Genomic DNA, 23285 nt, shown 5'->3' with positions numbered 1-23285 from the left:
GATATAATGCTAAAGTTTCATTTTCTTCATAATAGATTTGGGTCTACACTCAATGCAGTTTTTAAAATTGCTGGCCTATTGTGGAGACCACTATGTTTAACGCACTGATTCTAAACCAAGAAGAAAAACGGACACTCGCTTCTGTTGAGCAAATTGATGAAGCTCAACTGCCTGAAGGCGACGTATTGATTGATGTCGATTATTCATCACTCAACTACAAAGATGGCCTTGCGATTACAGGCAAAGGCAAGATCATCCGTAACTTTCCTATGGTACCGGGCATTGACTTAGCTGGCACAGTGGTTAGCTCTCAAGACGAGCGTTACCAAGCAGGCGATAAAGTTGTCCTGACAGGCTGGGGCGTGGGTGAAAATCATTGGGGCGGCATGGCACAACGTGCTCGACTCAAAGCAGACTGGCTAGTACCGCTGCCAGCAGGCTTAGACAGCAAAAAAGCCATGATGGTTGGTACGGCTGGCTTTACTGGTATGTTGTGTGTGCAAGCACTGCTTGATGCAGGCGTGAAACCTGAAGATGGTGAAGTACTCGTCACAGGCGCAAGTGGTGGTGTTGGCTCTGTCGCCGTAACCCTGCTTGCCCAGCTTGGCTATAAAGTGGCCGCGGTGACTGGTCGCGCGGAGCAAAATGGTCCGCTGTTAGAAAAACTCGGCGCGAGTCGCATCATCGACCGAGCTGAATTTGAACAACCGGCTCGTCCGCTAGAAAAACAGATCTGGGCTGGCGCCGTCGATACTGTCGGCAGTAAAGTACTGGCGAAGGTCTTATCACAAATGGACTACAACAGTGCTGTGGCAGCATGTGGTCTGGCGGGTGGTTTTGATTTGCCAACCACGGTAATGCCGTTCATCTTACGTAATGTTCGCCTGCAAGGGGTTGACTCTGTCTCGTGCCCAACAGAAAAACGCATCGCAGCGTGGCAGAAACTGGTTGAATTGCTTCCTGATAGCTACTTCGAACAAGCGTGTACTGAAATCGAACTGGCAGAAGCACCAAAATACGCCGAAGACATTACCAATGGTCAAGTGACTGGTCGCGTGGTTATTAAACTTTAAGCGCAGCAACGAACCACAGCCATTAGCATAGAATTAAAAACGAACACGTCGGTAATCTCTATCTATAACTTGAGATTACCGATATTTCGTAGCTAATTTGCCCCATGACCTTATTGGCTTTTTTCAGATTAAGCCAATATCTTCAATCCGCTTCGCGATCAAACGACCACACTCTTCTTTCACTATCGCCCTTAACCACTCCTGAGCCGGAGAGTGCTCACAACGTGGGTGCCAGATCATCGAATAGTCAAACGGTGTGAATTGAAACGGCAGTGGTTTAATCACTAAATCGTGACGCTCAGCAACCAAGTAGGCCAAGTCAGCTGGCACGGTGATGATCAGCGGCATAGTATCGACAATCGCTAATGCAGCCTCAAGATGATAAGCGCGCAATACCATACGTCGTTTGGGCTTTTCCACCAGCGCCTGTTCAATCAATGCTTTCACCCCATCACTGATCGCAATCATCGCATGAGGGTAAGTTAAATAATCATCTAAACACATTTCGACATCCGCTAACGGATGCTGCCTAGACACTAAACACAACACACCCACTCGGCCCAACACTTCACTACGCAGCGGTGTGACGGGTCCAATAGGGCGACAAATGGCTAAATCGGCGCCCTCGGCCGTCAATTGATCAGCCAACCTATCATGCTGCAAAGGTAAGAAGTTAAACGACACATTCGGTGCTTCTTGATAAATGCGCGGCAAGGCAAATGGCAAAATGGTCTGCATCGCATAATCGGTGGTCGCAATGGTAAAGGTTTGCTCACAACTGCGGGGCTCAAACTCGACCGGTGAAAGCAGGATACGCAGAGACTCAAGCGGCTCACCGAGTAAGCGATCCATTTCTAGCGCTTTTTCAGTCGCAATCAAGTGCTGGCCTTGGCGGGTAAACAAGGGGTCATCGAGCATGTCTCGCAAACGGCCAAGCACTCTACTCATTGCTGACTGACTCAGATTAAGACGTTGAGCAGCCTTGCTAACGCTGCACTCTTCAATCAACACACGCAATGCAATTAACAAATTGAGATCGCGACGATAAATATCTTCTAGTTCCACATTTAACCACGACGTTGACAAGGGTATCTATCGATTGTACCTTTTTCGGGCAAAAAAAATCCCGCTTTTCAGCGGGGAAGCCCAAGAAAACTGGGGATAGTGTCGGAATGTAGTTGGTCGTAGTGATAAAAAAAGGTAACAGTTGGAAGGCCTGTTAGCCGTTTCCTTGCTCTTCAGATGCGCTCGGCCAGCGATGCATCTCAAGCCAAATCCCTACTACCGTTGCACTCATGCCAAGCAATGGCATAAATGACGACGATTCTGCTGGGGAACGTAAAACCAGAGCGCAGAAAGAAATAAAACACAGCACCGAGTAGATAGTTAAACGATCTAACGCTGTCATAAGATTCAGCTCCCTGAATTAAATGTTACCAACTTGTTAACTAAGTTAAAACAAAATGATCACTTTGCCAAGGGGTTATTGAATATTTTTTCTTCACTAGTATTATCTAAGCCAAATTGAGTAACCAAAGACACGACCATGACATTCAATCCACAGCAGGCAAATCAAACTCTAGAGGCAGAAGGACTCCGTTGCCCAGAGCCAGTAATGATGGTCAGGAAGACAATTCGAAACATGCAGCAAGGTGAGGTTTTACTAGTGAAAGCCGATGACCCGTCAACGACTCGTGATATTCCTAGTTTTTGTCGTTTTATGGATCACCAACTGATTGGTTCGCAAACCGATCAGTTGCCGTACCTGTATTTAATCAAGAAAGGTGTGGTGTAACACTGCCTAGATTGGAAACAAAACGGCTGCCTAATAGGCAGCCGTTATTTTATTCGTTGTATTCGATGGTATGCACTTCCGACTGAAGTTTCTGGATTTGCTTTCTCATTGACCGCATCTCTTCATGCATTGGGATGATGTGTGCGACGCGAATCCACGACTCAACCGTCAATCCAGTCAAAATAAACGACCCTGCAACAATCGGCAGCCACATATCGGTTAACACCATCGCCAACAAGCACAACGCTAAGCCAAAGGTGAATAAGTAACTCTGACTGCGCGCCGTCATTCCGATGTAACGTGTAAGCATCATTTTGCCCTCTCGCTATCATTCACACCATTAAACTAGCATGACATGCGTAACACGAATAGATCATCGATCACGTCTCGATACGAATCTTAGTTCAAGTCTCAGCGCGCAGTTTGCTAGCCGTGATTGAAGGATAAACTGATTGTCATCACTTAGAACATCGCCGCGCCAATCGCCAGAATCACAAACAGTAAAGCCGTCACTTTACGAATCAAATTCAATGGCATTTTATCTGCTGACAGTTTACCGATTAATACCACGGGAACATTGGCAAGCAACATACCTATAGTTGTGCCCAATACCACCAACATCAACGCGTCGGCATATTGAGCCCCAAGAATTGATGTGGCGATCTGAGTTTTATCACCAATTTCAGCCACAAAAAAGGCGATAAAGCTGGCGATAAAAGGGCCTCGATTGGAGACTTGTTCATCATCATCCAATTTGTCCGGAATCAGTACCCAAGCGGCCATAGCGATAAAGCTGACCACCAGCACCCACTTAAGCACTAAAGGAGAAAGGTAATCGGCAACCACGACCCCTAACCAAGCGGCTAATGCATGATTGGCTATCGTTGCTAAAAAAATAGCGGCAATGATAGGGATAGGTTTGCGGTATCGACTCGCTAACAGTAGCGACAACAATTGAGTTTTATCACCGATTTCCGCCAGTGCGACGGTAGTGATTGAAATAGCTAAAACGCTCACGACATGCTCTTATGAGGCAGGGATAATGATTTTAACCAAAGACAAACCTCACGCCCCGCCTCGGTTCGTGATGATTTGTCTAAGGTCTTGCTAAACAAAGAGGCAGTTTTTGTTGTGTTATTGCCAAACCTCTGTCTCGAACGCCATGATGATTTTGCATCAATTATGTTGACGAACGAACCTAATATATCGGTGTTGATAAATAGGTAAGCTACTCCCCAAAGACGCCGGAATTCTATCCGTCTCTGGCTGCTATCTCAAGCCCTAAAGTGCAAATTTACTCTCTTTTAAGAAAGTTTGGTTATATAAGCCAGTATATTTCTATTAAAGGATATTTTTGCTTAGCAATTAATCAAGATTAGCCCTACTCCCAGACCTAATATCTGGGTATACTTGATTGTTATTTTTTCTCATTTTCAGACAGAAGAATCGCGCGAATTACTATGCAAAAATACGATATCAAAACCTTCCAGGGAATGATCCTCGCGCTGCAGGATTATTGGGCACAAAACGGTTGTACTATTGTTCAACCTTTAGATATGGAAGTAGGTGCGGGCACCTCCCACCCAATGACATGTCTACGTGCACTTGGCCCTGAGCCAATGTCGACCGCTTATGTACAACCTTCACGTCGCCCAACCGATGGCCGCTACGGTGAAAACCCGAACCGTCTTCAGCACTACTATCAATTCCAAGTAGCGCTAAAACCATCGCCAGACAATATCCAAGAGTTGTACTTAGGTTCCCTTGAAGTGCTTGGTGTTGATCCGCTGGTTCACGACATCCGCTTCGTGGAAGATAACTGGGAAAACCCGACCCTTGGCGCATGGGGTCTTGGCTGGGAAGTTTGGCTTAACGGTATGGAAGTGACTCAGTTTACTTACTTCCAGCAAGTTGGCGGCCTTGAGTGCAAACCCGTCACCGGTGAGATTACGTACGGTATCGAGCGTCTGGCGATGTACATTCAAGAAGTTGATTCGGTTTACGACCTGGTATGGAACGTCGCACCTGACGGCTCTAACGTCACTTACGGTGATATCTTCCACCAGAACGAAGTTGAGCAATCAACCTACAACTTCGAACACGCCGATGTTGACTTCCTATTCAGCTTCTTCGAACAGTGTGAGAAAGAGTGTAAAGAGCTGCTAGAACTAGAAAAGCCGCTGCCACTTCCTGCTTATGAACGCATTTTAAAAGCCGGTCATGCCTTCAACCTACTTGATGCTCGTAAAGCGATCTCGGTTACCGAGCGCCAACGTTACATCCTTCGTATCCGCAACCTAACCAAAGCGGTTGCAGAAGCATACTACGCGTCACGTGAAGCTCTTGGCTTCCCTATGTGTCGTTCTGTAGAAAATAAAGCGAACGAGGAGAAGTAATCATGGCAAAAGAATTTTTAATTGAACTGGGTACCGAAGAGCTACCACCAACGCAACTTCGTACACTAGCAGAAGCATTTGCTGCCAACTTCGAAGCGGAGCTTAAAGAAGCCAATCTCGCTCATGAAGGCGTGAAGTGGTACGCAGCCCCTCGCCGCCTTGCACTACGTGTCGCGGCGCTAGCTGAAGGCCAAGCAGACAAAGTAGTAGAAAAACGTGGTCCTGCCATTGCGGTTGCCTTCGACGCTGAAGGTAATGCGACCAAAGCCGCGCAAGGTTGGGCTCGTGGTAACGGCATCACCGTTGATCAAGCAGAGCGTCTAACAACAGACAAAGGCGAATGGCTCCTTTTCAAACAAGAAGTCAAAGGCCAAGCAACGTCTGAGATCGTGGTTGAGCTGGCCGCAAAAGCACTGGCTAACCTACCGATCGCAAAACCAATGCGTTGGGGCAACAAAACCACCCAATTTATCCGCCCAGTGAAAACCCTGACGATGCTAATGGGCAGCGACCTTATCGAAGGTGAAATTCTCGGCGTCGCATCAAGCCGCACTATTCGTGGCCACCGTTTCATGGGTGAGCAAGAGTTCACTATCGACTCTGCTGAGCAATACCCTGCGATTCTAGCAGAGCGCGGTAAAGTGATGGCTGATTACCAAGAACGTAAAGCGATCATCCTTGCTGACGCCCAAAAAGCAGCAGCAGCGGTTGGCGGTATTGCTGATCTTGAAGATGATCTCGTTGAAGAAGTGACTTCTTTGGTTGAATGGCCTGTCGTTCTTACGGCTAAGTTCGAAGAAGAGTTCCTAAAAGTGCCTTCGGAAGCCTTGGTTTACACCATGAAAGGTGACCAGAAGTACTTCCCCGTCTACTCATACGGAGAAGGCGATGACAACAAGAAGCTACTACCTAACTTCATCTTCGTTTCAAACATCGAATCTAAAGAGCCTCGCTACGTTATCGAAGGTAACGAAAAGGTAGTACGCCCACGTCTAGCCGATGCTGAGTTCTTCTTTAACACTGACCGTAAGCGCCCGCTAATCGACCGTCTACCTGAACTAGATCAAGCCATTTTCCAAAAACAGCTTGGGACAATCAAAGACAAGACTGATCGTATTACTGAGCTGGCTGGCTACATCGCTGAACAAATCGATGCTAACGTAGAGAAATCGAAACGTGCAGGTTTGCTTGCGAAATGTGACCTAATGACATCGATGGTATTCGAATTTACCGATACCCAAGGTGTGATGGGCATGCACTACGCAACCCATGACGGTGAAGACGAGCAAGTTGCGCTGGCGCTATACGAGCAATACATGCCGCGTTTCGCTGGCGACGACCTGCCAAGCACAGGCATCTCTTCTGCCGTAGCCATGGCGGATAAGCTAGACACAATTGTCGGTATCTTTGGTATTGGCCAAGCCCCTAAGGGTTCTGACCCATTTGCCCTACGTCGCGCGTCACTCGGTGTGCTGCGCATCATCGTTGAAAATGGCTACAACCTTGACCTAACCGACTTAATCGGTAAAGCGAAAGCACTACTGGGTGATAAGCTAACCAATGACAACGTAGAAGCTGACGTTATCGACTTTATGCTTGGCCGTTTCCGCGCATGGTATCAAGATGCTGGTTTCAGCGTTGATGTCATCCAAGCGGTACTGGCACGTCGTCCAACCAAACCAGCTGACTTTGACCAACGTGTTAAAGCCGTTTCTCACTTCCGTGAACTGGACGCTGCAGAAGCTCTCGCAGCGGCAAACAAGCGTGTGGGTAACATTCTGGCCAAATTTGACGGTGAGCTAGCAGCTGAAATCGACTTAGCATTGCTACAAGAAGACGCTGAGAAAATACTCGCTGAAAACGTTGAAGTGATGACTGAAGCGCTAGAACCCGCCTTTGCAACAGGCAACTACCAGCAAGCGCTAAGCAAACTGGCTGAGCTACGTGAGCCTGTCGATGCCTTCTTCGATAACGTGATGGTAATGGCCGATGACGAAGCGCTGAAGAACAACCGCCTGACACTATTGAACAACCTGCGTAATCTGTTCCTGCAGATTGCAGATATTTCACTATTGCAAAAATAACCCGCTGCAATAGCCGCTCTTTAGTATAAAGACCGTTATCTAAGCCCAACTCCTCGGAGTTGGGCTTTGTTTTATCTGTTGCACAGAATTAGTGCTTTTCGTGACCACACCATTAAGGTATGTTCAGGGATTACTCTATTGACCAACCACGCATTGGTCTTTCTTTATAAAAGCAATGACAACAATGAATTAGGTACAAAAAGAAATGCAGTTCTCTAAGTTTGGCGAAAAGTTTAATCAGTACTCCGGAATCACTCAATTAATGGATGACTTGAATGATGGTCTACGCACCCCCGGTGCCATCATGCTCGGCGGAGGCAATCCAGCCGCTATTCCCGCCATGCTCGATTACTTTCATCAAGCCAGTGAAGAGATGCTCGCCAGTGGCGAACTGGTGGCAGCCATGGCCAACTACGACGGGCCGCAAGGTAAAGATGCTTTTGTTAAATCGCTGGCCAAACTACTAAAACAGACCTACGGCTGGGATATATCAGAAAAAAATATCAGTCTAACCAACGGTAGCCAAAGCGGTTTCTTCTACCTATTTAACCTATTGGCTGGCCAGCAGCCAGACGGCTCGCACAAGAAAATTTTGTTGCCTCTTGCGCCAGAATATATTGGCTATGGTGATGCGGGTATCGATGAGGACATTTTTGTCTCTTATCATCCAGAGATCGAAATGCTCGACAATGGCCTTTTCAAGTACCATGTCGATTTTGAACAGCTTAAAGTGGATGAGTCTGTCGCGGCCATTTGCGCTTCTCGCCCCACCAATCCGACTGGTAACGTGCTTACCGATCAAGAGATTCACAAGCTCGATAAGCTGGCACGTGAAAACAATATCCCGTTAATCATTGATAATGCCTACGGTCTACCTTTCCCCAATATCATCTTTGAAGACGTCGAACCATTTTGGAATGACAACACCATCTTGTGTATGAGCCTATCTAAACTCGGTTTACCCGGCGTACGCTGCGGAATCGTGATCGCCAGCGAAGAAATAACACAAGCCTTGACCAATATGAATGGGATTATCAGCTTGGCGCCCGGCAGCCTTGGCCCTGCAATTGCCAACCATATTATCGGTAAAGGAGACTTGCTCAAGCTCAGCGCTGACGTGATCAAACCGTTCTACCAACAGAAATCACAGCGCGCGGTTGAACTGTTACAAAAGGCAATTACAGACTCGCGTTTTCGTATCCATAAGCCAGAGGGCGCGATCTTCTTGTGGCTTTGGTTTGATGAGCTACCCATCACCACAATGGAACTGTATAAACGCCTTAAAGCACGCGGCGTGTTGATTGTTCCGGGCGAGTACTTCTTTATTGGCCAACAAGATGACTGGCAACATGCTCACCAATGCTTGCGTATGAACTATGTACAAAATGATGAGATGATGCAAAAAGGGATTTCTATCATCGCAGAAGAGGTTATTCGTGCCTATACTAGTGACATTTCTAATAACGGTTAAGCCGCTGCACTGATCATTTGTGTTGATTTTGATTGTTACGGTGCACCTGCTTAGCGATCAGGATGAGAAATGATGGGCCACCTGCTGAATATTAAGCGACCACTACTAACGACCACTGTCGTGTTTGGTTTTTTATTGTTTATTGGATTTTGGTTGGTCAATTTAACTCAACAAGCTGCCACTCAAGACAAAATGCAGTTGGCTTCTCAAGTCGCTTACACTCAAGCTAAAAATCTTGAAAAAGAGCTGCATACCGCTCTGATTGCTTCGACCCAAATTCTTGCCTTTGAGGTAATACAGAATCAAGGCAATATGGACAACTTTACCAGCTATGCCAAAGAGATCCTTTCAATTAGCAAACTTATCAGCAACTTACAGCTCGCACCTGAAGGCGTTATTCGACGAATCTATCCATTAGAAGGCAATGATCAAGCCATTGGTCATGACCTATTAAAAGATGATAGGCGTAAAAAAGAGGCCATTGCGGCACTGCAATCCTCAAAGCTCACCCTTGCGGGACCATTTCGTTTAAAGCAAGGAGGAGTTGGATTAGTCGCCCGTCGTCCTGTTTTTCTTGACCCTAATGATCAAGAGACATTTTGGGGGTTTGCTTCTGCACTTATTTTGCTCGATAAGCTGATAAATAGTAGTGATTTAATCAAGCTAAAAAAAGATAACCTAGATTTTCAACTTTCTCGCCTCCACCCAGATACAGGCCAAATGGACGTTTTCTATGGTGTTGAAATACCCTCGCATTGGATTTCCGCCGCCACGACTATCGAAGTACCCAACAATCAATGGACGCTGACTGTAGGCTTACCTGTAACGGACAACTGGCTTAGTTCAGTGCTTATCAATTCCCTAGTTGTCGTTGTCATCAGTTCGTCACTCAGCCTATTTTTTTACTACTACGCCACCTTACCCAATAAACTTCAAAAGGCGGTTGATGAAAAAACGGTACAACTTGTGAAGCTCGCCAACACAGATATGCTGACAGGTTTACACAACCGGAGAAGATTTACCGAGATATTGAACGATGTGATTTTGCACTCTGAGCAGCGTAAAGAACACTACGCTTTACTTTTCTTAGATCTGGATAATTTTAAATTAATTAACGATCAATATGGTCATAGTATGGGAGACCAGGTACTCGTCGATGTCAGCCAGCATTTAATCGACGTATTTGATACCGCTCTCACCATTACTCGTATTAGCGGTGATGAGTTTGCCGTAATATTACCTTATCAGCATAGACATGAAGTAGAGCAACTCGCGGATAAAGCGATTCAAACGATTGCCGACCCCAATTCCTCCATCAATAATCACCGTCCATTATCTGCATCCATGGGTATAGTCTTGGTTCCTCAAGATGGAAATAGTGTGGCACAAGTCATGCAGCATGTTGATTTTGCGATGTATCAAGCCAAACAGGCTGGACGCTGTCAGTACCAATTTTTCGATCGTGAGATTAAACATGCCGACCTAGAGCGAATGCTACTGATGCAAGATTTAAAAAACGCGATCAGAGAGCAACAGCTTCTTCTCCATTATCAGCCCATATACCAGCTCACCAATCGCGATATTCATTGCTATGAAGCGTTAGTGCGATGGCAACACCCTAAACGCGGGCTACTTTATCCAGGAGACTTCATTGAAGAGGCAGAAAAAACCGCTGTCATTCACGAATTAGGGTACTGTGTGATGGAGCTAGCATGCCAATTCATTGCCGATAACAACGAATTCCAACCCATCGTCGCCATTAACTTATCTGCCAACCAACTGACGGATGTCAATATTTTCTCTCGCTTCAAACAAATCATAGAAAAATACCAAGTTTCACCTTCCTGCTTGAAGCTTGAGCTCACTGAAACCACACTAATGACCAACTTAGAACAAAGCAAAAGGTTATTGCATAAATTCAACGACTTAGGAATATCTATTGCTATAGACGATTTCGGGACTGGCTATTCATCACTGGCAGTACTGAAAGATATACCCGCCACCTACCTCAAAATAGATAAGACATTTATCGATAAAATTAACTCAAACAAGGGGGATTTAAAGGTGGCACAAAGTATTATCACTTTGGCTCATAATTTAGACATGAAAGTGATCGCGGAAGGCATTGAAACTTATCAACAGGAGTTTCTACTTGAGCAACTAAAATGCGACTTTGGGCAAGGCTTCCTATTTGGTCGCCCCGCCCTACTAGAGTTAAGTCAAACTCAAACAGTCAATACTTAACCTTCGATTAAATCTTTATTATTAATCGCAATTTTACGTGGTTGCATTGCTTGGGGAATTTCACGCTCTAGGTCGATATGCAATAGACCGTTTTCCATGCTCGCACCGATGACTTTTACATAGTCAGCAAGTTGGAATTTGCGTTCAAAGTCGCGCTCAGCAATACCTTGGTAAATGTAACTTTTACCCTCTTCGGCTTTACGTTCACCTTTAACAATCAAGGTGTGTTCTGCCTGAGTCAGTTCTAGCTGATCTTCAGCAAAACCTGCCACAGCCATAGTGATACGGTAGTGGTTATCATCTTGCTGTTCAATGTTGTATGGAGGGTAACCGCCTGAACTGTTTTTAGCGGCGGACGCTTCCATCATATCAACCAGACGATCAAAGCCGATTGCGTTGCGGTATAAAGGAGTGAAATCTGCAGTTCTCATAATACTATCCTCTTGATAAGCAATAGTCTTAGCCGTGAGTTTCCAGTACCAGATGCACTGGCGACTAAGTGATTCTTTGCCACTCCACAGGCAATATTGCACAGGGACATGGTTAGAATCGGGATTTTAAATCAGGGCTAACTCCGAATCCTCCAGCGAGCGAGACGGCTTTAGCGGTACCGGAGGCCTGTTTCTTCTCGACTGAGCAAGACAGCCAACCTCTTCACCAATAGATATAGGGGTGCGGCAAAATCGTTTCAAGAGAAAAAATTAAAAAATTTTTCATCCTCATTAATTTCAGTCACTTAAAAACGAAAATACCGCCCAAGATTGGACGGTATTGATGACTAAAGTGGCGCCAGACTAAACGTCTAGGTTGGCCACCTTCAAGGCGTTCTCTTCGATAAAGTTACGACGTGGTTCAACTTGATCACCCATCAGTGTCGTAAACAACTGGTCAGCACCAACCGCATCTTCAATCGTTACTTGCATCATACGGCGAGAGTCTGGATCCATGGTGGTTTCCCAAAGTTGGTCAGGGTTCATTTCACCCAAACCTTTATAACGCTGTAGTGAAAGACCGCGACGCGACTCTTTGATCAACCAATCTAATGCTTCTGTGAAACTAGAAACTTCTTGAGTACGCTCGCCACGTTTGACATAAGCGCCCTCTTCAATTAAGCCATCTAGTGCTTCTGATAGATCCGCTAAACGACCGTATTCTTTCGAGTTTAATAGATCCAAAGAGACCACATATTCATGCATCACACCATGCGTACGAACCACCAGCTTAACAATGCTCACACCCAACTCTTCGTGTTTTTCCACTTCAAGTGAGTATTGGCTTGCGCCAACCTCTTTGGCGTTAAGTTGCTCGACCAGTTTTGCACCCCAAGCTTGCACTTGGTTAGCATCTTTACACATCTCTGCAGTTAAACGAGGGATATAAGTCAGCTCGTTGATCATTGCATATGGGTAACGACGACTCATACGCTTAATCAGTTTCATGCTTTGGTTGTATTGAAGTACTAGTTTTTCAAGCGGCCCGCCAGCTAGAGCAGGAGCATTAGCGTTGACATAAAGCTCAGCATTATCCAATGCAAGACCAGCTTGATACAGCTCCATCGCTTCTTCATCTTTAATGTATTGCTCTTGCTTACCTTTCTTCACTTTGTAAAGTGGTGGCTGGGCAATATAGATGTAACCACGTTCAATCAACTCTGGCATCTGACGGTAGAAGAAGGTCAATAGTAGCGTACGGATGTGAGAACCATCGACATCCGCATCGGTCATGATGATGATGTTGTGGTAACGCAGTTTATCAGGATTGTATTCGTCACGACCAATACCACAACCAAGGGCAGTGATAAGCGTGGCAACTTCTTGAGAAGAAAGCATTTTATCAAAACGTGCTTTCTCAACGTTGAGGATTTTACCTTTCAACGGCAAAATCGCTTGGTTTTTACGGTTACGCCCCTGCTTGGCTGATCCGCCAGCAGAGTCTCCTTCCACTATGTATAGTTCAGAAAGAGCAGGATCTTTTTCTTGGCAATCGGCCAGTTTACCCGGCAGGCCCGCTAAATCTAGCGCGCCTTTACGACGAGTCATGTCACGCGCTTTACGCGCGGCTTCACGAGCACGAGCCGCATCAATAATTTTGCCACACACGATTTTTGCTTCCGTTGGGTTTTCAATTAAGAACTCCGACAACTTCTCACTCATCGCTGACTCAACCGCCGATTTCACTTCTGATGAAACCAGTTTGTCTTTGGTTTGGCTTGAGAATTTTGGATCAGGCACTTTTACCGAGACAACCGCCGTTAAACCTTCACGAGCATCATCACCTGAAGTCGCCGCTTGCGCTTTCTTCGAGTAACCTTCTTTGTCCATGAAATTATTAAGCGTACGTGTCAATGCGCCACGGAAACCAGCTAAGTGAGTACCACCATCGCGTTGTGGGATATTGTTGGTGAAACAGTACACCCCTTCCTGGAAACCGTCGTTCCATTGCATCGCCACTTCGACCGTAATGCCATCTTCTTCACGGGTATGGTCAAAGTAGAAAATCTTTTGGTGAATGGGGGTTTTGTTGCGGTTTAGATGCTCAACAAACGCACGGATACCACCTTCAAACATGAAGTGATCCGATTTATCTTCTTCGCGCTCATCGGTTAACTTAATCGATACGCCAGAGTTTAGGAAAGAAAGCTCACGCAGACGTTTAGCCAGAATGTCATAATGGAATTCAATGTTGGTGAAGGTTTCTTCACTTGGCCAGAAACGGATTCGAGTACCGGTTTCTTCCGTTTTACCAATCACAGTTAATGGCGACTGAGGTACACCATGATGATAGATTTGTTGGAATATTTCGCCTTTACGCTTAATGGTCAGTTCCACTTTTTCAGACAAGGCGTTAACAACCGAAACACCAACCCCGTGTAGACCACCGGATACTTTGTATGAGTTGTCATCGAACTTACCACCAGCGTGCAGTACCGTCATGATAACTTCAGCAGCAGAAACACCTTCTTCTTCGTGCATTTCCGTTGGAATACCACGGCCGTCATCGCTGACCGATACCGAGTTATCTTCATGGATGGTGATTATGATGTCTGAACAATGGCCTGCCAACGCTTCATCAATTGAGTTATCCACCACCTCAAAAACCATGTGGTGCAGACCGGTGCCATCATCAGTGTCGCCGATGTACATTCCTGGACGTTTACGTACCGCATCCAGACCCTTCAGTACCTTAATACTCGATGAATCGTAATTATTCGACATCAGTTACTCTCTCGCTATTTATCCGTGTCCTATTGTGCCATGTTCCACATGAAACATCTTGCTGTTTGACTCAATCATGTCAGCAACTTGGCTTTCAGTAATAGAACTTACAAAAACCTGAGCCCCCGTCGCTTTTAAGCAGTCTGCTAAGCGCTGTCGACGTTGGCTATCTAATTCAGAAGCAAAGTCATCTATCAAGTAGATGCATTGCTTGCCCGTCAATTGAGTAAGGTGCTGCCCTTGTGCGACACGCAGTGCACATACCATTAACTTCAACTGACCTCGTGATAAAACGTCTTCTACTGGCGTTCCATTCACTTTAATTTTTAAATCCGCTTTATTCGGGCCACTAAACGTGTAACCAAGCGATTGATCACGCTCGAAGTTTTTTTCGAGGATCTGCTGATAAGGGGTGTCCTTATCCCAGCCTCTTGAATACTTCAATTGAATATCAAATTCGGGTAAAAAACCTTGGCACAACTCTTCAGCCACCAGCTTCATTTGTGCCACGTAAGCACTACGCCAAACATCAATCTGTTGCGCTAAACGCGCCATTTCTTGATCCCAGTAACTGAGTTCACGATAACTGGTCGCGGTTTTTAATAACGCATTACGTTGCTTGTTGAGGCGCTTAAAACGCCCCCATGCATCATAAAAAGCAGGTTCGGTATGGAACACGCCCCAATCGATAAATGCACGTCGTTGTTTTGGTCCATCCGTGAGTAGTTCAAACCCTTCAGGATGAATCAACTGCAATGGCAAAACTTGCGCTAACTGTGCCAGTTTTTGCCCAGATTGACCGCCTATTTTAACCTCTGTCGAGCCATCACGCTGCTTATTAATGCCAATTGGTAGCTCAAATTGATCCGAGTTCAAAAAACGCCCATGAACAAACAGTTCACTGCAGTCATTTTGAATCACTCGCCCAGTTAATGAGCTCTTAAATGAACGACCATGTCCGAGCAAATAAATCGCTTCTAGGATACTGGTTTTGCCACTACCGTTGAGTCCAATAAGAAAGTTAAAGCCTGCTGATAGTTCAATATCACAGGCTTTAATGTTTCGAAATTGCTTAATGATGAGACGAGAAAGCGGCATGCTAGAGTCGAATTGGCATCACCACATACATGGCACTGTCATCGGCGGCATTCTCAATGAGGGCGCTCGCATTTGAATCTGACATCGAAATACGTACTCGCTCACAACGCAGAGTATTGAGCACATCGAGCACGTAACTGACGTTAAAACCAATTTCAATCGGTTCACCGTCGAAATGCACATCGAGCATCTCTTCGGCCTCTTCCTGCTCTGGGTTATTAGCTGTAATACGCATTTGTGTATCGGCGAGGTTAACACGCACGCCACGAAACTTTTCGTTAGACAAAATCGCCGCACGAGAGAAAGACTGGCGCAACTCATCACAACCCGCTTCAAGGGTTTTGGTGGTTGTTTGCGGCATAACACGACGATAGTCAGGGAAGCGACCATCGACCAATTTAGAGGTGAAGACGTAATTGTTTACTTCAGCGCGCACATTCGAGCTACCGATTTGCAACACGACCGGTTGCTCTGGTGCATCGAGCAGTTTGACCAACTCAAGTACCCCTTTGCGTGGCACAATGATCTGCTTGTTGGCAAAGTCTGCCCCTAACTGGGTTTGTGACACCGCCATACGGTGACCATCGGTTGCGACACTGCGCAGAGTGGTGCCATCAATTTCAAACAGCATCCCGTTGAGGTAGTAACGCACATCTTGGTTGGCCATCGAAAACTGGGTTTTCTCGACCAAGCCACGCAATTCGGCTTGGGAGAGTGAGATTTCGACTTCGCTTTGCCAATCTTCGATATTAGGAAAATCATTCGCTGGTAGCGTCGCAAGCGAAAAACGGCTGCGCCCCGAACGAACCTGAACACGATCGCCTTCCAATAAAAAGGTAATCACAGCGTCATCTGGCAAACCGCGACAAATATCTAAGAACTTACGCGATGGCACCGTAATGCTCCCCGCTTCAAATTCACCTTCCAGAGTGACACGACTGATCAGCTCTACTTCAAGGTCGGTTGCCGTCATCGACAACATGTTGTCTTCGACTTTCAGTAGTAAGTTACCCAAGATCGGCAACGTTGGTCGACCACCTAACGCACCTGAAACTTGTTGAAGAGGTTTCAGTAGGTGGCTACGCTCAATGGAAAATTTCATAAGAGGCTCTTATCCGAATTCGTTATTATTGCTCGGTGCTTAGAATACTGTGAATCAAGAAATAGTGCGAATCAAGACGACAAAGTACGAATCAGGTTCGAGTAGTCTTCTTTAATATCATGGCTCTCTTCACGCAATTGCTGAATTTTACGGCAAGCGTGCAGCACAGTGGTATGGTCACGACCGCCAAACGCATCACCAATTTCTGGCAAACTGTGGTTAGTGAGCTCTTTCGCTAGCGCCATCGCCAATTGACGTGGACGCGCGACTGAACGTGAACGACGCTTAGACAGCAGATCGGCCACTTTAATTTTGTAGTATTCCGCCACGGTCTTTTGAATATTGTCTATCGTTACCAGCTTCTCTTGCAGAGCCAGCAAGTCACGTAGCGCTTCGCGAACGAAATCAATGGTGATTGGGCGGCCTGTGAAGTTGGCATTGGCGATCACTCGGTTGAGTGCCCCTTCCAACTCACGAACGTTAGAACGTAAACGCTTGGCGATAAAGAACGCGACTTCATCCGCCAAATGAATCTGGTGATCTTCCGCTTTCTTCATCAAGATCGCGACGCGAGTTTCCAACTCTGGCGGCTCAATCGCCACCGTTAGGCCCCATCCAAATCGTGACTTGAGACGATCCTCTACCCCGTTGATCTCTTTCGGGTAACGGTCTGAGGTCAAAATGATCTGCTGATTGCCTTCTAACAACGCGTTAAAGGTATGAAAGAACTCTTCTTGCGAGCGCTCTTTGTTAGCAAAGAACTGAATATCATCGATAAGCAACGCATCAACGCTACGATAGTAACGCTTAAACTCTTCAATCGCATTGTTTTGCAATGCTTTAACCATGTCTTGAACGAAACGCTCAGAGTGCATATAAACCACTTTGGCATTAGGCTTGTTATCAACAATCGCATTGCCTACCGCGTGTAACAAGTGCGTTTTACCTAAACCAGTGCCACCGTATAAGAACAGCGGATTATAAGCAGAGCCCGGATTATCAGACACTTGACGCGCTGCGGCCAAGCCTAATTGGTTCGACTTACCTTCGACAAAGTTATTGAATTTGTGTTTTGGATTAACGTTCGATCTATGGTTGATGTTGGCAATCGCTTGTGCGTCGTCATCCCAGGTTTTATGTACTGGTTTGCGCGCTTGTAATTGCGCAGGCGCCGACGATTCTGCGGCCACATCTGCAGGGGTACGCTTAGGAGCCGCCGGTTTTGGCGCAACAACACGACGACTGCCGATCTCAAAACGTAGACTCGGCACATCATTGCCACAGTATTGCTGTAGCAGGCGGTTGATATTGTTAATGTACTTGTCACGAACCCAATCAAGAACAAAACGGTTTGGGGCAAATAGAGTAAGCGTATTGTCATTGAGCTCCGCTTGTAACGGGCGAACCCACATGCTGAATTCAGTTGCTGGTAGCTCTTCTTGAAGCTGTTGCAAACATTGCAACCAAAGCGAAGATGACACGGTGCCCCCACTCGAAGTAATTGATCTGGAAAGATTGGCAATTTTACCTGTTGATAACCAAGATCGCCAGCAAATGATCGAGGATCCAGTGAATAAGATCGAAGTTATTCACAATATTTTCGATATTATTCCCGAGTTCACCACACGCTGCCCCACTTTTACCCACACTTTGATCCACAATAGGGCATTTTTGCCTCGATCCTTGAATTGGTGATAAGTCTGTGAATGAATGATCGCCACGACGACGAAAAAGACCTAAGATCAACCAGGAAAAGTGACTCGATGATAAAGTGGACAATTATCAACCAAGCTTATTACTCTAGTGACTAGGTTATTGCTCTTAGTTATTTATCTAATTAACTAAAGTGACAGTAGTATTTATCCCCAAGATAATTTGGAGTTGTAATATGAAAAACTGGATTAAAGCTGCTGTGGCAGCCATCGCACTATCAGCGGCTACTGTTCAAGCAGCAACGGAAGTTAAAGTCGGCATGTCAGGCCGTTACTTCCCATTCACTTTTGTTCAGCAAGATCAACTGCAAGGCTTTGAAGTCGACCTGTGGGATGAAATCGGCAAACGCAATGACTACCAAGTAGAATACGTCACCGCTAACTTCTCTGGCCTGTTTGGTCTGCTAGAAACTGGTCGCATCGATACTATCTCAAACCAAATCACCATGACGGATGCGCGTAAGGCGAAATACCTGTTCGCTGACCCGTATGTGGTCGACGGTGCGCAAATTACCGTTCGTAGCAACAATGACAGCATCAAAGGCGTCGAAGATTTAGCGGGTAAAACCGTTGCGGTCAACTTAGGCTCTAACTTTGAACAGCTATTACGTGACTATGACAAAGACGGCAAGATCAACATCAAAACATATGACACGGGCATAGAGCACGATGTAGCACTTGGTCGAGCGGATGCCTTCGTTATGGATCGTCTGTCTGCTCTTGAGCTTATCAAGAAAACCGGTCTGCCACTCAAACTGGCTGGTCAACCGTTTGAGACCATTCAAAATGCGTGGCCATTTGTTGATAACCAAAAAGGCAACAAGCTTCAAGCAGAAGTCAACCAAGCTCTAGCAGCCATGCGCGCAGACGGCACTCTAGCGAAAATTTCGCAAAAATGGTTCGGCGCTGATATCACAGAGTAAAATCTGTATACTTTCTATCGCAGTTCAGAGATAGAAAATTTTTAACCCACTGCTTGCCTTCCTCTGCAGTGGGTTTTTGCTTTTCTATACCGTTATCAAATATTGGAAACCATTATGGGATTTGACTTTAACTACATGCTGGATTTAATGCCAATACTACTCAAGTATCTTGGCACCACCATGGAAATGGCCACATGGGGGCTATTTTTCTCACTGATTTTGTCGGTCATTCTGGCCAATATTCGCGTATTTCGCATCCCAGTACTTGATCAATTAAGTCAGCTCTATATCAGTTTTTTCCGTGGCACTCCGCTGTTGGTTCAACTGTTTCTGCTTTACTACGGCTTACCTCAAATCTTCCCATGGTTGGTCGGGCTCAATGCATTTAGTGCCGCGGTGATTGGCTTAACCTTGCACTTTGCCGCTTATATGGCAGAAAGTATTCGCGCCGCCATTATCGGTATCGATCGCAGCCAAATGGAAGCCAGTCTGTCGGTCGGCATGACAACTTCTCAAGCGATGCGTCGGATCATTTTGCCACAAGCAACACGCGTCGCGCTGCCGTCACTGATGAACTACTTCATTGATATGATTAAGTCGACTTCGCTGGCCTTTACCCTAGGCGTGGCAGAAATCATGGCTAGAGCGCAGATGGAAGCCTCATCGAGCTTTCGTTTCTTCGAAGCTTTCTTAGCAGTTGCACTTATTTACTGGGGTGTCGTGGTCATTCTAACTCGCGTGCAAATCTGGGCAGAGGCCAAACTGAATAAGGCGTATGTACGATGATCAAACTAGACAATATTCATAAACGTTTTGGCGATAGCGAAGTACTTAAAGGGATCAGCCTTGAGATAAAACAAGGTGAGATCATCGTGATTATCGGTTCCAGTGGCACGGGTAAATCGACTCTGCTTCGCACCGTTAACTTTCTCGAAAGTGCCGACAAAGGTGTCATTAGCATTGATGATGTCAGTGTCGATAGCGAAAAGCACACCAAAGCAGAAGTGTTGGCTCTCCGTCGTAAAACTGGTTTTGTATTTCAAAATTATGCGTTATTTGCCCATATGACGGCGCGACAAAATATTGCTGAAGGTCTGATCACCGTGCGCGGATGGAAAAAATCAGACGCCTTACAGCGTGCACAACAGATTCTCGATGACATTGGTTTAAGTGACAAGGGTGATAGTTATCCAGCGGCGCTGTCTGGAGGCCAGCAGCAACGTGTCGGTATTGGTCGAGCCATGGCTCTGCAGCCAGAATTATTGCTGTTTGACGAACCAACGTCGGCGCTAGACCCAGAATGGGTTGGTGAAGTTCTTAGTTTAATGAAGGACTTAGCAACAAAGCACCAAACCATGCTGGTGGTTACCCACGAAATGCAATTTGCCAGAGAGGTCGCCGATCGGGTGATCTTTATGGCGGAAGGACATATTGTTGAGCAAGGTTCTCCACAGGATATCTTCGGTAATCCACAAGATCCTCGCTTGAAAAAATTCCTTCGACAAGTCGGAGCTGAGTAAAGATCACTAAAGAAGATCGATCGATCCTTGAGATTTTGCTCACACTCCGTATAATCGCTCGGCCGGAATTTAGCATTTGCACAAAGATTGACACTTAGTGTGACTGTGATTACAATTCCGCCTCTTTGTTGAGAGGCGTCGGTTTTGTCCTCTTTTATATAAAGAAGACGTTACGACCCACGCCGGGTTAACATTGACCTAAAACTACTGATCAGTAAAGGTAATTATCATGAAACGCACTTTTCAACCTACCGTTCTAAAGCGCAAGCGTACTCACGGTTTCCGTGCACGTATGGCTACTAAAAACGGTCGTGCTACAATCAATGCACGTCGTGCAAAAGGCCGTAAGCGTCTTTCTAAGTAATCTTCGATTATTTTGAATACGTACGCGTTCAATCGGGAGTTACGTTTGTTAACTCCCGAGCATTATCAAAATGTCTTTCAGCAAGCTCACCGAGCCGGCTCACCTCATTTCACCATCATTGCTCGTAAAAATAGCCTATCTCATCCTCGACTAGGTTTAGCCGTTCCAAAAAAACAGATCAAAACCGCCGTCGGTCGAAATCGTTTTAAGCGCCTTGCACGTGAAAGCTTTCGTAACAATCAACATCAACTTGCTAATAAAGATTTTGTTGTTATTGCTAAGAAAAGCGCGCAAGATTTAAGTAATGAAGAAATTTTCAAACTGTTTGATAAATTATGGCAGCGCCTATCTCGCCCTTCGCGTGGTTAGCAATCGGCTTCGTCCGTCTCTATCAAGGTCTTATTAGTCCGCTTATCGGACCTCGTTGTCGTTTTACTCCAACTTGCTCAACATATGCCATTGAAGCGTTGAAAGCTCACGGTTTTGTAAAAGGGTGTTGGTTATCAAGCAAACGTCTATTAAAATGCCACCCTTTGAATGAAGGGGGTTACGACCCCGTTCCACCAGTCCAGAAACAAGACAGAGATAAATAACGATGGATTCTCAACGTAATATCCTGTTAATCGCGCTAGCACTGGTTTCTTTTCTATTGTTCCAGCAATGGCAAGTCGCAAAGAATCCAACGCCTCAGCCGGTTGAGCAGGCTCAATCAAGCAGTACTCTACCCGCACCATCTTTTGCAGATGAGCTAGACCCAGCGCCAGGGCAGCAAGCTTCTGCTAAAACGATTACCGTGACCACTGATGTATTGACTCTGTCGATTGATACGGTGGGTGGCGATGTCATCAATGCAGATTTAAACCAATACTCAAACGAGCTAGATTCGTCTGACCCATTCGTTCTACTAAAAAGCGAACCTGGTCATCAGTTCATTGCTCAAAGTGGCCTTGTTGGTCCTCAGGGTATTGATCTGAGCAGTTCAAACCGCCCTGCTTACTCGGTCAGCGCAGACAACTTTACCCTCGCGGAAGGTCAAGATGAACTGCGTATTCCATTAACGTACGCAGCTAACGGTCTTGAATATGTCAAAACGTTCATTGTAAAACGTGGCAGCTATGCTCTTGATGTTGAATACGATGTCGTCAACAAGTCAGGCAACAACGCGACACTCGGTATGTACGCGCACTTACGTCAGAATCTACTTGACGCTGGTGGCAGCATCACGATGCCAACCTACCGTGGCGGTGCTTACTCAACTGAAGATACTCGCTACAAAAAGTACAGCTTCGACGATATGCAAGATCGCAACCTTTCTCTACCGCTACCAAACGGTCAGGGTTGGGCGGCAATGATCCAGCACTACTTCGCTACCGCGTGGATTCCACGTAATGAACCAGGCACCAACCTCTACACTCGTGTAATTGGTAACTTGGGCGATATCGGTGTACGCATACCAAACAAAACCATCGCCGATGGTGACAGCACCAAATTCCAAGCAACACTTTGGATTGGTCCTAAGCTACAAGATCAAATGGAACAAGTGGCGCCTAACCTCGACTTAGTGGTTGACTACGGTTGGCTATGGTTTATCGCCAAACCACTGCACACTCTGCTTTCATTTATTCAAAGCTTTGTCAGCAACTGGGGTGTCGCAATTATCTGTCTGACCTTCATTGTTCGTGGTGCGATGTACCCGCTAACTAAAGCGCAGTACACCTCAATGGCAAAAATGCGTATGCTTCAGCCTAAGCTGCAAGCGATGCGTGAGCGTATTGGCGATGACCGTCAGCGCATGAGCCAAGAAATGATGGAACTGTATAAGAAAGAGAAAGTGAACCCCCTCGGTGGCTGTCTTCCTCTGATTCTACAAATGCCTATCTTCATCTCGCTATACTGGGCACTGATGGAGTCGGTTGAGTTACGTCACTCACCTTTCTTCGGTTGGATTCATGACCTTTCAGCGCAAGACCCGTACTACATCTTGCCGCTACTGATGGGTGCGTCGATGTTCATGATTCAGAAAATGAGCCCGACCACCGTGACCGACCCAATGCAGCAGAAGATCATGACCTTTATGCCGGTGATGTTTACCTTCTTCTTCCTGTTCTTCCCATCAGGTCTGGTTCTTTACTGGCTTGTTTCGAACGTAGTAACGCTAATCCAGCAAACGCTGATTTTCAAAGCGCTCGAGAAAAAAGGCTTACACTCCAAGTAACCTTTAATAAATGGAATAACAGTAAAAGGCGGCCAAAAGGTCGCCTTTTTTATTTGAGCTGATTACAATTCAG

Annotated in this window: 22 protein-coding genes; 13 read left to right on the top strand and 9 right to left on the bottom strand. The window is 46.0% G+C overall.

Annotated elements, in window-relative coordinates; translation table 11 throughout:
* Positions 1-92 precede the first annotated feature (92 nt).
* Entirely contained in the window at positions 93-1073 is a 981-nt protein-coding gene (gene acuI, locus BS19_RS13215) for an acrylyl-CoA reductase (NADPH) (RefSeq protein WP_038175824.1), read from the top strand.
* Between the two features lie 123 nt (positions 1074-1196).
* On the opposite strand, the gene BS19_RS13210 is transcribed toward acuI, so the two are convergent.
* Positions 1197-2138, bottom strand: a complete 942-nt coding sequence (locus BS19_RS13210; protein WP_038175821.1) for a LysR family transcriptional regulator — start codon at positions 2136-2138, stop codon at positions 1197-1199.
* A 154-nt stretch (positions 2139-2292) separates the two neighbouring features.
* A complete protein-coding gene (locus tag BS19_RS13205) occupies positions 2293-2481 on the bottom strand; it encodes a hypothetical protein (RefSeq protein ID WP_038175820.1) in 189 nt (62 codons plus the stop codon).
* A 138-nt stretch (positions 2482-2619) separates the two neighbouring features.
* On the opposite strand from BS19_RS13205, the gene tusA reads away from it, so the two are divergent.
* Positions 2620-2868 (top strand): sulfurtransferase TusA, encoded by a 249-nt coding sequence (gene tusA, locus BS19_RS13200; RefSeq protein WP_038175819.1) that lies wholly within the window; start codon positions 2620-2622, stop codon positions 2866-2868.
* A 49-nt stretch (positions 2869-2917) separates the two neighbouring features.
* Here tusA and BS19_RS13195 read toward each other — a convergent pair whose 3' ends face one another.
* Together BS19_RS13195 and BS19_RS13190 are read right to left on the bottom strand one after the other, a co-directional pair.
* Entirely contained in the window at positions 2918-3178 is a 261-nt protein-coding gene (locus BS19_RS13195) for a hypothetical protein (RefSeq protein ID WP_038175874.1), read from the bottom strand.
* A 152-nt stretch (positions 3179-3330) separates the two neighbouring features.
* Positions 3331-3885, bottom strand: coding sequence for a TMEM165/GDT1 family protein (locus tag BS19_RS13190; protein ID WP_038175818.1), 555 nt, complete (start codon positions 3883-3885; stop codon positions 3331-3333).
* A gap of 443 nt (positions 3886-4328) precedes the next feature.
* On the opposite strand from BS19_RS13190, the gene glyQ reads away from it, so the two are divergent.
* From glyQ to BS19_RS13170, 4 genes are all read left to right on the top strand, one after another.
* The gene (gene glyQ / locus BS19_RS13185) at positions 4329-5264 is read left to right on the top strand and encodes a glycine--tRNA ligase subunit alpha (protein WP_038175816.1); all 936 of its coding nucleotides are present in this window, start codon (positions 4329-4331) and stop codon (positions 5262-5264) included.
* A 2-nt stretch (positions 5265-5266) separates the two neighbouring features.
* Positions 5267-7348, top strand: coding sequence for a glycine--tRNA ligase subunit beta (gene glyS / locus BS19_RS13180; RefSeq protein WP_038175814.1), 2082 nt, complete (start codon positions 5267-5269; stop codon positions 7346-7348).
* A gap of 205 nt (positions 7349-7553) precedes the next feature.
* Positions 7554-8819: a valine--pyruvate transaminase gene (locus BS19_RS13175; protein WP_038175813.1), complete on the top strand. Its 1266-nt coding sequence runs from the start codon at positions 7554-7556 to the stop codon at positions 8817-8819.
* A gap of 69 nt (positions 8820-8888) precedes the next feature.
* The gene (locus BS19_RS13170) at positions 8889-11063 is read left to right on the top strand and encodes a bifunctional diguanylate cyclase/phosphodiesterase (RefSeq protein ID WP_245609281.1); all 2175 of its coding nucleotides are present in this window, start codon (positions 8889-8891) and stop codon (positions 11061-11063) included.
* On the opposite strand, the gene BS19_RS13165 is transcribed toward BS19_RS13170, so the two are convergent.
* The 5 genes from BS19_RS13165 to dnaA form a co-directional block, all read right to left on the bottom strand.
* The gene (locus tag BS19_RS13165; RefSeq protein ID WP_038175812.1) at positions 11060-11494 is read right to left on the bottom strand and encodes an Hsp20 family protein; all 435 of its coding nucleotides are present in this window, start codon (positions 11492-11494) and stop codon (positions 11060-11062) included. The two genes, BS19_RS13170 and BS19_RS13165, sit on opposite strands and share 4 nt — an antisense overlap.
* A 363-nt stretch (positions 11495-11857) precedes the next feature.
* Positions 11858-14278 (bottom strand): DNA topoisomerase (ATP-hydrolyzing) subunit B, encoded by a 2421-nt coding sequence (gene gyrB, locus BS19_RS13160; RefSeq protein WP_038175811.1) that lies wholly within the window; start codon positions 14276-14278, stop codon positions 11858-11860.
* Between the two features lie 18 nt (positions 14279-14296).
* Complete coding sequence (recF, locus tag BS19_RS13155; protein WP_038175809.1) at positions 14297-15376, bottom strand: DNA replication/repair protein RecF; 1080 nt, start codon at positions 15374-15376, stop codon at positions 14297-14299.
* A gap of 1 nt (position 15377) precedes the next feature.
* Positions 15378-16478 carry a DNA polymerase III subunit beta gene (gene dnaN / locus BS19_RS13150; RefSeq protein ID WP_038175807.1) on the bottom strand — a complete coding sequence of 367 codons (1101 nt, stop codon included), beginning with the start codon at positions 16476-16478 and terminating at the stop codon, positions 15378-15380.
* Between the two features lie 71 nt (positions 16479-16549).
* A complete protein-coding gene (gene dnaA, locus BS19_RS13145; protein ID WP_038175804.1) occupies positions 16550-17959 on the bottom strand; it encodes a chromosomal replication initiator protein DnaA in 1410 nt (469 codons plus the stop codon).
* A 407-nt stretch (positions 17960-18366) separates the two neighbouring features.
* Between dnaA and BS19_RS13140 the strand changes: the two genes are divergently transcribed.
* From BS19_RS13140 to yidC, 7 genes are all read left to right on the top strand, one after another.
* Complete coding sequence (locus tag BS19_RS13140) at positions 18367-19113, top strand: amino acid ABC transporter substrate-binding protein (protein ID WP_038175802.1); 747 nt, start codon at positions 18367-18369, stop codon at positions 19111-19113.
* A 114-nt stretch (positions 19114-19227) separates the two neighbouring features.
* Positions 19228-19899, top strand: coding sequence for an amino acid ABC transporter permease (locus BS19_RS13135; RefSeq protein WP_038175801.1), 672 nt, complete (start codon positions 19228-19230; stop codon positions 19897-19899).
* Positions 19896-20633 (top strand): amino acid ABC transporter ATP-binding protein, encoded by a 738-nt coding sequence (locus BS19_RS13130; RefSeq protein WP_038175798.1) that lies wholly within the window; start codon positions 19896-19898, stop codon positions 20631-20633. Before BS19_RS13135 ends, BS19_RS13130 begins: the two co-directional genes overlap by 4 nt.
* A 229-nt stretch (positions 20634-20862) precedes the next feature.
* Entirely contained in the window at positions 20863-20997 is a 135-nt protein-coding gene (gene rpmH / locus BS19_RS13125; protein WP_004735800.1) for a 50S ribosomal protein L34, read from the top strand.
* 45 nt (positions 20998-21042) lie between these two features.
* Positions 21043-21366 carry a ribonuclease P protein component gene (gene rnpA, locus BS19_RS13120; protein WP_239928257.1) on the top strand — a complete coding sequence of 108 codons (324 nt, stop codon included), beginning with the start codon at positions 21043-21045 and terminating at the stop codon, positions 21364-21366.
* The gene (gene yidD / locus BS19_RS19835; protein WP_084185992.1) at positions 21333-21590 is read left to right on the top strand and encodes a membrane protein insertion efficiency factor YidD; all 258 of its coding nucleotides are present in this window, start codon (positions 21333-21335) and stop codon (positions 21588-21590) included. The genes rnpA and yidD overlap by 34 nt, the downstream gene beginning before the upstream one ends.
* 2 nt (positions 21591-21592) lie before the next feature.
* A complete protein-coding gene (gene yidC, locus BS19_RS13115; RefSeq protein ID WP_038175794.1) occupies positions 21593-23212 on the top strand; it encodes a membrane protein insertase YidC in 1620 nt (539 codons plus the stop codon).
* The last annotated feature ends 73 nt before the right edge of the window (positions 23213-23285 follow it).

Origin of the sequence: Vibrio pacinii DSM 19139 (assembly GCF_000711795.1) — a bacterium.
GTDB classification, from domain to species: Bacteria; Pseudomonadota; Gammaproteobacteria; order Enterobacterales; family Vibrionaceae; genus Vibrio; species Vibrio pacinii.
This window is presented reverse-complemented; position numbering and strand designations above follow the sequence as displayed.